Annotated in this window: 12 protein-coding genes and 1 pseudogene; all 13 read left to right on the top strand. The window is 34.7% G+C overall.

All coding sequences use genetic code 11. The features are described from left to right. Nucleotides 1-130: 130 nt before the first annotated feature. The gene (hslV, locus tag I5818_RS15835; RefSeq protein WP_058002642.1) at nucleotides 131-673 is read left to right on the top strand and encodes an ATP-dependent protease subunit HslV; all 543 of its coding nucleotides are present in this window, start codon (nucleotides 131-133) and stop codon (nucleotides 671-673) included. A 126-nt stretch (nucleotides 674-799) separates the two neighbouring features. Beyond that, nucleotides 800-2206, top strand: coding sequence for an ATP-dependent protease ATPase subunit HslU (gene hslU / locus I5818_RS15830; protein WP_071976705.1), 1407 nt, complete (start codon nucleotides 800-802; stop codon nucleotides 2204-2206). Between the two features lie 76 nt (nucleotides 2207-2282). Then, complete coding sequence (gene codY / locus I5818_RS15825) at nucleotides 2283-3062, top strand: GTP-sensing pleiotropic transcriptional regulator CodY (protein WP_058002643.1); 780 nt, start codon at nucleotides 2283-2285, stop codon at nucleotides 3060-3062. A 418-nt stretch (nucleotides 3063-3480) separates the two neighbouring features. After that, the gene (gene flgB, locus I5818_RS15820; RefSeq protein ID WP_058002644.1) at nucleotides 3481-3873 is read left to right on the top strand and encodes a flagellar basal body rod protein FlgB; all 393 of its coding nucleotides are present in this window, start codon (nucleotides 3481-3483) and stop codon (nucleotides 3871-3873) included. Nucleotides 3874-3875: 2 nt separating this feature from the next. Then, nucleotides 3876-4325 (top strand): flagellar basal body rod protein FlgC, encoded by a 450-nt coding sequence (gene flgC / locus I5818_RS15815; protein WP_071976672.1) that lies wholly within the window; start codon nucleotides 3876-3878, stop codon nucleotides 4323-4325. A gap of 22 nt (nucleotides 4326-4347) precedes the next feature. Continuing rightward, the gene (gene fliE, locus I5818_RS15810; RefSeq protein ID WP_071976673.1) at nucleotides 4348-4662 is read left to right on the top strand and encodes a flagellar hook-basal body complex protein FliE; all 315 of its coding nucleotides are present in this window, start codon (nucleotides 4348-4350) and stop codon (nucleotides 4660-4662) included. Between the two features lie 133 nt (nucleotides 4663-4795). Next, nucleotides 4796-6385 carry a flagellar basal-body MS-ring/collar protein FliF gene (gene fliF, locus I5818_RS15805; protein WP_078110784.1) on the top strand — a complete coding sequence of 530 codons (1590 nt, stop codon included), beginning with the start codon at nucleotides 4796-4798 and terminating at the stop codon, nucleotides 6383-6385. Between the two features lie 13 nt (nucleotides 6386-6398). Continuing rightward, nucleotides 6399-7412 (top strand): flagellar motor switch protein FliG, encoded by a 1014-nt coding sequence (fliG, locus tag I5818_RS15800; protein WP_058002648.1) that lies wholly within the window; start codon nucleotides 6399-6401, stop codon nucleotides 7410-7412. Beyond that, nucleotides 7405-8172: a flagellar assembly protein FliH gene (gene fliH / locus I5818_RS15795; protein ID WP_169846936.1), complete on the top strand. Its 768-nt coding sequence runs from the start codon at nucleotides 7405-7407 to the stop codon at nucleotides 8170-8172. Before fliG ends, fliH begins: the two co-directional genes overlap by 8 nt. Further along, nucleotides 8169-9494 (top strand): flagellar protein export ATPase FliI, encoded by a 1326-nt coding sequence (gene fliI, locus I5818_RS15790; protein WP_078110786.1) that lies wholly within the window; start codon nucleotides 8169-8171, stop codon nucleotides 9492-9494. The genes fliH and fliI overlap by 4 nt, the downstream gene beginning before the upstream one ends. Then, a pseudogene (gene fliJ, locus I5818_RS15785) lies at nucleotides 9491-9936 on the top strand (flagellar export protein FliJ). Before fliI ends, fliJ begins: the two are co-directional and overlap by 4 nt. Nucleotides 9937-9945: 9 nt before the next feature. Further along, a complete protein-coding gene (locus tag I5818_RS15780) occupies nucleotides 9946-10545 on the top strand; it encodes a MotE family protein (protein WP_078110787.1) in 600 nt (199 codons plus the stop codon). A 32-nt stretch (nucleotides 10546-10577) separates the two neighbouring features. Beyond that, nucleotides 10578-11912, top strand: coding sequence for a flagellar hook-length control protein FliK (locus tag I5818_RS15775; protein WP_169846937.1), 1335 nt, complete (start codon nucleotides 10578-10580; stop codon nucleotides 11910-11912). The last annotated feature ends 3 nt before the right edge of the window (nucleotides 11913-11915 follow it).

The raw sequence follows: 11915 nt of genomic DNA, 5'->3' as shown, positions 1-11915 counted from the left end.
TGATTAGTAAAATATAAAAATAAATTGGATCCATGTTTCTATCGCACTATCACGAATGAAAAGCATAAAAGCTTATTCAATATTCTATATGTTTAGGAACTGCTTTTGCATTAATTATGGAGGTGTTCGTATGGGAGATTTTCATGCCACAACGATATTTGCTATTCAGCATAAAGGAAAAAGCGCAATGGCTGGAGATGGTCAAGTAACCTTTGGAAATGCGGTTGTAATGAAACATACAGCTAAAAAGGTTAGAAAATTATTTAATGGTAAAGTGCTTGCTGGCTTTGCTGGTTCGGTTGCAGATGCTTTTACATTATCTGAAATGTTTGAAGGAAAGCTCCAGGAGTTTAACGGTAATTTAACTCGAGCTGCTGTAGAACTTGCTAAACAATGGAGAAGCGATAAGGTTTTACGTAAACTCGAAGCAATGCTGATCGTGATGGACGCACAGCAAATTCTTTTAATCTCAGGTACTGGGGAAGTGATTGAACCTGATGATGGGATCTTAGCAATCGGTTCCGGAGGTAATTATGCACTTTCAGCAGGGAGAGCATTAAAGCAGCATGCTGGAGAAATTTTGACTGCTAAAGAAATTGCTAAGGCCTCTTTGGATATTGCAGCCGACATTTGTGTATATACGAATACAAATATTATTGTGGAAGAGCTATGAGGTTTAGTCTTTACAGATAAATTTTTGTAAACAAATGATTATAAGTAGTAAACGGTCTTATAGTAACAAGCTATACGAATACATCCTAACCTGAACAATAAGGAGTGAACTTATTTGACGAATAATATGAATAAAGCGATGAGTTTAACCCCAAGGCAAATTGTAGATCGACTTGATCAATATATTGTAGGTCAAAAAGATGCAAAAAGAGCTGTAGCTGTTGCATTAAGGAATCGATATCGTCGAAGTTTATTAGATGATAAATTAAAGGATGAGATTATTCCGAAAAATATATTAATGATCGGACCTACTGGTGTAGGGAAGACGGAGATTGCTAGACGTATGGCCAAATTGGTCGGTGCCCCTTTTGTTAAAATCGAGGCTACAAAATTTACTGAGGTTGGTTATGTTGGTCGTGATGTCGAATCTATGGTAAGGGACTTAGTTGAAACGTCTGTTCGTATTGTCAAAGAAGAAAAAGTCGCTCAAGTAAAAGGAAGAGCGGAAGAGAATGCAAATCGCAGGCTATTAAATTTACTTGTTCCATCAAAAAAGAAATCTTCAGGTACAAAAAATCCGTTTGAGATGATTTTTGGCAGTAATAATCAAACAGATGATCATGAAGAGGAACAAGCTGAAGATGTTTCAATGAAGGAAAAACGTAAGATAATTGAAGAAAAATTAGCAAATGGTGAATTAGAACAAGAGATAGTAACAGTGGAAATTGAAGAGCAGCAACCATCTATGTTTGATATGCTTCAAGGTTCTGGTATGGAGCAGATGGGGATGAATATGCAGGATGCATTTAGTAATTTAATCCCTAAGAAACAGAAAAAGCGTAAGCTTACTGTTAAGGAAGCACGAATCGTATTAACGAATGATGAGGCTCAGAAGTTAATTGATATGGATGAGGTTACTCAGGAAGCAGTTGTACGTGCAGAACAAGCAGGTATTATTTTTATTGATGAAATCGATAAAATAGTTAGCAAAAGTAATGGTTCTTCTTCAGCTGATGTTTCTAGAGAAGGAGTGCAAAGAGATATTCTTCCAATTGTAGAAGGTTCTACAGTTGTAACAAAATATGGTTCCGTTAAAACAGATCATATTCTTTTTATTGCTGCTGGTGCCTTTCATATGGCGAAGCCATCTGAATTAATTCCTGAATTACAGGGACGTTTTCCAATCCGTGTAGAACTAGGGAAATTAACTGTTGAAGATTTTGTAAAAATATTAATTGAACCGGATAATGCTTTAACTAAGCAATATATTGCATTATTAGAAACTGAAGGTATACAAATTGAATTTTCTGACGATGCTATTGTTAGAATAGCTGAAATTGCTTACGAAGTTAATCAACATACTGATAATATTGGGGCGAGACGGCTGCATACGATTTTGGAAAAGCTTCTTGAAGATCTATCCTTTGAAGCACCAGACATCACATTAGAACGGATTAGTATAACCCCGCAGTATGTGGATGAAAAGCTAAGTGCCATTTCACAAAATAAAGATCTAAGTCAGTTTATCCTTTAGGTTCTAGAGCTAATTTGGCATGCCTATCGGTAGGGACATATTAAACAATTGTATGAGATTATAGGAGGAAATAAAAATGAATTTATTAGACAAAACAAGAAAAATTAACGCGATGCTTCAAAAAGCAGCAGGTAAACCAGTGAATTTTAAAGAAATGTCTCAAACATTAAGTGACGTGATTGAGGCGAATATTTTTGTAGTTAGTCGTCGTGGAAAATTATTAGGATTTGCAATTAACCAATTAGTTGAAAATGAGCGTATGACAAAAATGTTAGAAGATCGTCAATTCCCTGAAGAATATACAAATAGCTTATTTAATATTAATGAAACTTCTTCTAATTTGGATGTAAATAGTGAATATACAGCATTCCCTGTTGAGAATAAGGAATTATTCCAAAGCGGTTTAACAACAATTGTTCCAATTATTGGTGGAGGAGAAAGATTAGGTACATTAATTCTTGCTCGCTTACAAGAAAAATTCCATGATGACGATTTAATTTTAGCTGAGTATGGAGCGACTGTAGTAGGAATGGAAATTCTTCGTGAAAAATCAGAAGAAATAGAAGAAGAAGCAAGAAGCAAAGCAGTTGTACAGATGGCAATTAGTTCACTATCTTACAGTGAGTTAGAAGCTATTGAGCATATTTTTGAAGAGCTAAATGGTAAAGAGGGCTTGCTAGTTGCTTCTAAAATTGCGGATCGCGTAGGAATTACCCGTTCCGTAATCGTTAACGCTTTACGTAAGCTTGAAAGTGCTGGTGTAATTGAATCTAGATCACTCGGAATGAAGGGAACATATATTAAAGTATTAAATGACAAATTCCTTGTTGAATTAGAAAAATTAAAATCTAATTAATGATAGTTTTCGACAAAATGCTACCGCCAATAAATTGTTATTGGCGGTTTTATTATTTCTATATAATGTCATTTCGACTATTCTATTTCCAGGTATTAGCCTAAATCCTCAAAACTTAAGTCCTTTGTATTTACCATTATTATACAAATATTCGGTGAATTTTTTTCCATAATAACCCACTAGAGAAATGATCATCCACTTGATAAAATAAATCTCATGAGCAAAAAAATTGACAAATTAAGACCTGTTTTTTTATGGAACTAAAGTCCTATAAACAAGAAAAAATGGTGATTTTTTATGAAAAATCTACTAATTGCATAGACAGTGTGATTTTTTACCATTAAAATAATAATAGTTTTTAAAGAGTTTGTCGTATTAAATCGGATTATGTCTAGTAAAAAAGTAAGAGGTGTAAAATTTGAAATTATTTTCTAATACGTTTACTACATTAGAACGGGGACTAGATTATTCTTCTTTGAAACAAAAGACGATAGCGGACAATATCGCAAATGTGGATACACCAAATTATAAACCCAAGGACGTTAGTTTCCAGAAAGTATTTCAAAATGAATTAAATCAATCATTTGGTGCATTACGTACAGATCCTCGACATTTTGAGTTTCAGAATATAGAAAGTAATTCAGCGATTGTAACACAACAAAATATTCAATATAACTCAAATGGAAATGGTGTAGATGTGGATAAGCAAATGTCTGATTTAGCTACTAATCAAATTTATTACAATGCGCTAACAGATCGGATTAATGGGAAATTCTCAACACTACAAACGGTGATTAGAGGAGGGAAATAGTAATGTCAATGTTTAGTGGCATGGGTATAACATCTTCTGCATTAACGGCACAACGCTTACGAATGGATGTTATATCATCGAATATGGCAAATGCTGATACTACTAGAGCAACATTTGAAAATGGCCAATGGCAACCATATCGTCGAAAAACAGTTGTTCTTGAGCCAAAAAATAATTCATTCTCCTCTCATTTGCAATCTGCCATGGGTGGTGGAAATGTAAGTGGTGGTGTAAAAGTAACGAGAATTAATGAGGATGATACACCATTCAAATTAGTGTATGACCCTGAAAATCCTGATGCAAACCAGGATGGATATGTGAGTCTCCCTAATGTAGATCCATTGAGAGAAATGGTTGATCTTATGAGTGCCACTCGCTCATATGAGGCAAATGTCACGGTATTTAATGCATCAAAATCGATGATGATGAAAGCATTAGAAATCGGAAAGTAATAATGATTAGGAGGTAGACGATATGTCTATTCAAAATATAAATTCGGTTGCAACAGGTTTTTTACGTCCGTTGGAACAAAAAAATAGTCAACAAGTTACAACCCCTTATCAATCTCAAGTGAAATTTTCGGATTTTCTTAAGAAATCAATATCCGATGTGAATCAATCACAAATTCAATCGGATATTTTAACAGAGAAATTGGCAAAAGGGGAAAATGTCGATCTTCATGAAGTGATGATTACAGCGCAAAAGGCAAGCATAACTTTGCAGGCTGCGATTGAAGTAAGAAATAAGGTAGTTGAATCTTATCAAGAAATAATGAGAATGCAAGTTTAATATGTTATTAAGTTAAAGTAAACCAGTTGTCCAAATGGTATAGTAGGAACTCTTGCTCATTGAATGCAGAAGATTCCTACTTTACGCTCAACAATTGAAATAATTTATTGGGGTCAAAAATTGGAGGATAGTAATGAATGAGAAATTAAGAAGCTATTCAGACAAATTAAGTAATTTTTGGAAAAGTAAATCGAAAAAGCAAAAAATTGTAGGAATCTCCTCCATTGCACTTATTATTCTTATCATTATATTAATCGGTTATTTTTCTACTAGAACTACGATGGAACCGTTATATAGCAATTTATCAGCAGCTGAAGCGGGCTCCATTAAAGAGAATCTTGATTCAAAAGGAATTAAATCTGAGATCGCTGATAATGGAAAAACAATTAAAGTTCCAAAAGAGCAAGTTGATACATTAAAAATCGAACTAGCTTCAGAAGGTTTACCAAAATCGGGAAGTATCGATTATTCCTTTTTTAGTCAGAATGCGGGATTTGGAATGACCGACAATGAATTTGATGTCGTAAAATTAGATGCAATGCAGACGGAATTGTCAAATTTAATGAAAGAAATAGATGGTGTAGAAGATGCTAAAGTAATGATCAATATGCCTAAAAAGGAAATTTTTGTGAGTGATGGTGGTCAGGAAGCATCTGCATCAATTGTCTTAACGACAAAGCCAGGCTATGAATTTAGTGAATCACAAATTAAATCTTTATATAATCTTGTGTCAAAAAGTGTTCCTAATTTACCAAATGAAAACATCGTAATTATGAATCAAAATTTCGAGTATTTTGACTTGAATAATCAAAGTGGAACCGGAAATACATTTACTCAACAGATGGATATAAAACATCAAATTGAAAGAGATATTCAAAGACAAGTACAATCTATGCTCGGAACAATGATGGGCTATGACAAGATTGTTGCTAGTGTATCGGCTGATATCGACTTCACCCAAGAAAACAGAGAAGAAGATTTGGTTGAGCCAGTTGATAAGGAAAATATGAAGGGGATTGAAATTAGCGCCCAAAAGATTACTGAAACATACTCAGGAAAAGGTGCAGCTGCAGGGGGAACTACACAAGCTGAAAACCCTAATGATTCCATAAACACTTATGTAGAAACTGATGGGGATTCTGATGGAGATTATGAAAAAACCCAGGATTCAATCAATTATGAAGTGAATAAAATTCATAAGCAAATTGCCGAAAGTCCATATAAAATAAGAGATCTTGGCATTCAAGTAATGGTTGAACCACCGAATCCAAAGGATGTTAATTCATTACCGCAAAGTACAAAGGATGATATTACAAAAATATTATCAACGATTATTCGTACATCAATAGATAAAAATGTAGGAACAGATTTAACTGATCAAGAACTTCAAAATAAAATCGCTGTCTCAGTTCAACCATTTACTGGGAAAGTAAAACAAGGGACAAAATCAGATTCATCATTACCTTGGTGGATATACCTAATCGGTGGAATCTTACTATTTGTTATTGTTCTTTTAATTATTTTGATGATTCGTGGACGGAAGAAGCAAGAGGAAGAACTTATGGAAGAGCCAATGATCGAATCTACACCAATTCAAATTGCAGATGTAAATGAAGAGCATGAAACAGAAAGCACTCTACGGAAAAAACAACTGGAAAAAATGGCAAAAGAGAAACCTGATGAATTTGCAAAATTACTAAGAACATGGATATCAGAGGATTAAAGGGGGATGGAAAATGGCGATAAAAGAAAAAGGGTTAACAGGAAAGCAAAAAGCCGCTATTCTACTTATCTCACTTGGACCTGATGTTTCAGCGTCAGTTTATAAACATTTGTCAGAAGAAGAAATAGAAAAATTAACATTAGAGATATCAGGTGTGAAAAAAGTGGATTCTAATACGAAAGAAGATATTCTTGATGAATTTCACAATATTGCCCTAGCACAGGATTATATCTCGCAAGGTGGTATCGGCTATGCCAAAACCGTTCTTGAAAAAGCCTTAGGTGCGGAACAAGCAGCAACCATTATCAATCGCCTAACTTCCTCATTGCAGGTTAGACCTTTTGATTTCGCAAGACGTGCCGAGCCAAGTCAGATTCTAAACTTTATCCAAAATGAGCATCCACAAACAATTGCTTTAATTTTATCTTACTTAGATCCTGAAAAGGCCGGACAAATTCTTTCAGAACTTGCCCAAGATGTGCAAGCAGATATTGCTCGTCGAATTGCTATTATGGATCGTACATCACCTGAAATTATTAGTGAGGTTGAAACCATATTAGAACAAAAGCTATCAGCGACAGTTACCCAAGATTACACTCAAACGGGTGGAATTGAATCTGTTGTTGAAGTGCTTAATGGAGTGGATCGTTCTACAGAAAAAACGATTTTAGATGCACTAGAAATACAAGATCCTGAGCTTGCTGAGGAAATTAAGAAACGGATGTTTGTATTTGAGGATATCGTTACCCTTGATAATCGCTCGATTCAACGTGTTATACGTGATTGTGAAAATGAAGATTTATTATTATCACTTAAAGTATCTAGTGATGAGGTAAAAGATATAGTATTTAGAAATATGTCTACGAGAATGGTAGAAACATTAAAAGAGGAAATGGAATATATGGGACCAATTCGCTTGAAGGATGTTGAGGAGGCTCAATCAAGAATTGTTTCTACAATCCGTAGATTAGAGGATGCTGGAGAGATTATTATAGCTCGTGGTGGAGGAGATGACATTATTGTCTAAGATAATAAAATCACGCACCGCAGTTCAGAGTGAAATAAAAGCAAAAGTGATAGGGATTAAAGATATTTCATGCCTTCAGCCAGTTGAAGAAATTGATGAAACAGATCCATTAGAGCAAGAGAAAAAATTAATACTGGAAAAATTTCAACAACAGGCTCATGAAATCATTCAAAAAGCTGAGCAAGAAGCTCTTTTAATCAAAAATCAAACTTTAGAAGAAAAACAAGCGTGGAATGAGGAAAAAGCCTTGTTAATTGAAGAAGCAAAAGCCATTGGTTTTAAACAAGGCTTAACTGAAGGGCAACAACAAGGATTTGCACAATATAATGGACAATTAGAGATGGTCAATCAAATGACAGCTGATTTAAAAGGCGAATATGTTCGATATATCGAATCAGCTGAAAAGGTCATTTTAGAATTGGGAATGAAGGTAGCCGAAAGAATATTACACGAAACAATAGAAGAACAACCAGAAAAATTCCTTAACATTGTTAAAGAAGCATTAAAGGAAGTAAAAGAGCATAGAGAGGTTCATATCCTTGTACATCCTACACAATATAGCTTTGTCATTCAATGTAAGGATGAATTAGATGCAATATTTCCGAGTAATCAACAATGCTATGTTTACGCGAATGATGAATTAAGTGAATTCCAATGTTTGATAGAGACAAGTCATGGCCGTGTAGATGCAAGTGTAGATAGTCAACTGACGGAATTAAAAGTGAAGTTAATGGAATTCGTTGAGGGTGAAACAATATGAAGGCAGAAGAACTTCTTTCGATTATTCCAGAAGTGGAAACATATAAGCGTTACGGTAAAGTAAAGCGTGTCGTTGGGTTAATGATTGAATCATTAGGTCCGGAGAGCTCAATTGGTGATGTTTGCTGGATCCATGTTGGCGGAAAAAAACACCATCGAAAAATTCAAGCAGAAGTCGTTGGTTTTAAGGACGAGTATGTCATTCTAATGCCATATGCTGATATTCAAGATATTGCCCCTGGAAGTTTAGTTGAAGCAACATCAAAACCACTTGAAGTAAAGGTGGGTTCAACATTAATCGGGAAGGTCATTGATTCATTAGGCAATCCAATGGATGGATCTGTTTTACCCAAGGGATTAAAATCAATTCCTACTGAACAAAGTCCTCCGAATCCATTAAAAAGACCGCCTATTTCAGAGGAGATAGAAGTTGGAGTTCGTGCTATTGATAGTTTATTAACGGTTGGAAAAGGACAAAGAATAGGGATATTTGCAGGAAGTGGCGTGGGAAAAAGTACATTACTAGGAATGATTGCAAGAAATACGAAGGCTGATATAAATGTTATTGCATTAATTGGTGAGCGTGGTCGTGAGGTAAGAGAGTTTATCGAGAGGGATCTTGGCCCAGAAGGTTTAAGCCGTTCCATTGTCATCGCAGCAACCTCAGACCAACCAGCTCTAATGAGAATTAAAGGGGCATTTACCGCTACCGCGATTGCTGAATACTTCCGTGATAAAGGCCTTAATGTCATGTTTATGATGGATTCTGTAACACGTGTTGCCATGGCACAGCGGGAAGTAGGATTGGCGGTAGGTGAACCTCCAGCAACGAAAGGCTATACACCTTCGGTATTTGCTATCTTACCGAAATTATTAGAGAGAACGGGAACAAATGAAAAAGGTACAATCACTGGCTTTTATACGGTATTAGTTGATGGAGATGATATGAATGAACCGATCGCTGATACAGTTAGAGGAATATTAGATGGTCATTTTGTTCTTGATCGTAACCTAGCCAATAAAGGTCAATTTCCAGCTATCAATATATTAAAAAGTATTAGTCGTTTAATGAATCATCTCGCTTCAGAAGAGCATAAAGAGGCTGCAAATAAAGTAAGGGAAACATTAAGTACATATTTAAACTCTGAAGATTTAATTAGTATTGGAGCATATAAACGTGGCGCCTCAAAAGAAATCGATGAGGCTATTGAAAGATACCCTAATATTATTTCTTTCTTAAAACAGCGTACAGATGAAAAAATAACGATGGAGCAAAGTGTTCAATCAATTATCCAGCTTGCGAATAAAGGGGAATGGGCATGAAATATCAATACAAATTTGAAAAGATACTAACATTAAAAGAACGTGAAAAAGATGAGGCCCTTGCTACTTATCAAAAAGCTGTGAAACGTTTTGAAAATGTTGCAAAGAACTGTACCAATTGTTAAAGAAAAAAGAAGATTTAGTGGAATTTCAAGCAGCTAAACTACAAACTGGATTTCAAGTACAAGAAATTAGACATTACCAACGCTTTATTGCTAATTTGGAGATTTCAATTAAACATTATCAAGAGCTTGTAATAAATGCTCGGACTCAAATGAATTGGTGTGAACAACAACTACAGGAAAAGAATATTGAAATGAAAAAATATGAAAAAATGAAGGAAAAAGACTTCGAGAGATATCAAGACTTATTAAAGGAAATTGAGAATAAGCAAGCAGATGAAATCTCAACGCGAAGCTATTTTCATCACACTGGAAATTAGGTGATAAGGATGGAAAGAGAAGTAAAAGAAAAAATAGAAGATCAACCAAGGAGCAGATTTCAGTGGTTCCTATATGTAATATTTATTCCTTTATTATTTGCAATCGTGATTGCATTAATTGTTGCCCAATTTGCTGGTGTGAATGTATTCGAAAAAGCCAAGGATTTAAGTGGAAAACTTCCTTTTATTTCTTCTAAAGTTGAAAAAACTAGCGGAAAAAGTCTAAAAGAATATGAAGACAAAATCATCGATCTACAAGCGGAAATTGAAAATAAGGACACTGAGTTAACTCAATTGCAATCTAAAATTGATAGTCAAGATAATGAAAAACAACAAATGCTTCTTGAACAAAAAAGACTTGAAGACGAGATCGATGAATTAAAACAAATACAGAACCAAAATAAAAAGGCATTTCAGGAAATTGTACAAACCTATGAATCGATGTCACCCAAGAGTGCGGCACCTATCATTCTTAGTATGACAGATCCGGAAGCATTAAAAATTCTTTCCAATTTAAAATCAGATGTGTTAGCCAAAATTATGGAAAAGATGCCAGCTGATCGTGCGGCGAAATATACTGAAATGTTAAGTGCAAAAACAAATGATTAATCAGTGACTCTTAAATGAAGGGAGGTGAAAAAGTGAATATAGGTACCATGCAAGTTACCAATTTGATGCCTGTAAACGGGAAACTAGGTCAGGTTGCCCAACAAGCTAATGGATTTAAAAGTGCATTTGATAGCCTCTTAAACTCACAAAATAGTCTTGGTGAATCAGCTACTGGAGAGATTGATGTAAATATAATGGATCTATTCAATAATATTCTTACCATTTTGAAGAGTGGCAGTAGTGGAACAGGTAATAGTCTGGAACTTTTAAACGACTCAAAGCTTTCTGAACAACAAATAGCCGATGCTATGGGAATTTCAGTAGATGATTTTAAAGAGCAATTTGGAACGTTAATGGATGAACTTTTATCATTACTAGGAAATAATCCAATAAACGTGAATCAGTTAAAAGCTATAAAAGACCAAATGGGTTCAGGTGAGTTTATCCATGCTACAGCTAAATTGCTCGGGGTACTAGCTAATCTTCCAAAAGAATCATTCAAGCAATTAAAGCCAGATCTGCTTCAATTTGCTGCAAAAGCATCAAAGGCAGTTGAAACACTGTCACAGCAAATCGATCTAGCTAAAAATGACATAAAATCTTTGAGTATCCTTAAAGAAAATATGGAAACAGTTATTACAAAGCTAGAGCAAATCATCAACAATGATAGACCCAATCAAAATACCGTATTAGAAAATGCTTTTAATAAAATATTAAGTCAACAACAAAAGGTATTAGACCAAGGGATGTCAGATAGCAAGCTTATAGCAAAGCCAAGAATGACTCAACCATTGCAAAACCAAATAATAACAACTCAGACTCAGGTTCAGGAGCTAGGAAATCAGTTTGTAGATCAATCAATTAGTACCAATCCTGTGCATATGCAACAAGTTTCAAAAATTGAACAATTTGTTTTACAGGTGAATCAAGAATCCAAGCCAGTTAACTACGAACAGTTTGTGAAGGATTTTACGAACATTTTAGGTAAATCTCAATTCTTTAAAGGCGATGGTACAAATAAGCTATTGATTAAACTGTACCCTGAACATTTAGGTTCATTACGAATTGAAATACTACAAGATAAGGGTGCCTTAACAGCAAGAATGATTGCTACTACAAGTGCTGCTAAAGATATCCTTGATTCACAATTACATCAATTAAAGCATGCTTTTACACAGCAAAATATTCAAGTGGATAAGCTTGATGTTGTTTTCGGTGAAACTGAAGCACAGAAGTTTGATCAAGGTGATGCTGAACAACAGTCATTCCATGATGAACAGGAAAAAAATAAGCAGAACAAAGAGGATAAATCCAAGGTTCAATTTTCAGAGGTTTTAAATGATAGTTTAATAGAAGAGAAAATATAGGTG

This window comes from Heyndrickxia oleronia (assembly GCF_017809215.1).
Classification (GTDB): Bacteria; Bacillota; Bacilli; order Bacillales; family Bacillaceae_C; genus Heyndrickxia; species Heyndrickxia oleronia.
The sequence above is the reverse complement of the archived record's forward strand: the minus strand, read 5'-3'. Positions and strand labels throughout refer to the sequence as shown.

Excerpts from the sequence above, each read along its gene's own strand:
- hslV (WP_058002642.1), top strand. The coding sequence starts at position 131 with ATGGGAGATTTTCATGCCACAACGATATTTGCTATTCAGCATAAAGGA.
- hslU (WP_071976705.1), top strand. The coding sequence starts at position 800 with ATGAATAAAGCGATGAGTTTAACCCCAAGGCAAATTGTAGATCGACTT.
- codY (WP_058002643.1), top strand. The coding sequence starts at position 2,283 with ATGAATTTATTAGACAAAACAAGAAAAATTAACGCGATGCTTCAAAAA.
- flgC (WP_071976672.1), top strand. The coding sequence starts at position 3,876 with ATGTCAATGTTTAGTGGCATGGGTATAACATCTTCTGCATTAACGGCA.
- fliE (WP_071976673.1), top strand. The coding sequence starts at position 4,348 with ATGTCTATTCAAAATATAAATTCGGTTGCAACAGGTTTTTTACGTCCG.
- fliF (WP_078110784.1), top strand. The coding sequence starts at position 4,796 with ATGAATGAGAAATTAAGAAGCTATTCAGACAAATTAAGTAATTTTTGG.
- fliG (WP_058002648.1), top strand. The coding sequence starts at position 6,399 with ATGGCGATAAAAGAAAAAGGGTTAACAGGAAAGCAAAAAGCCGCTATT.
- fliI (WP_078110786.1), top strand. The coding sequence starts at position 8,169 with ATGAAGGCAGAAGAACTTCTTTCGATTATTCCAGAAGTGGAAACATAT.
- I5818_RS15780 (WP_078110787.1), top strand. The coding sequence starts at position 9,946 with ATGGAAAGAGAAGTAAAAGAAAAAATAGAAGATCAACCAAGGAGCAGA.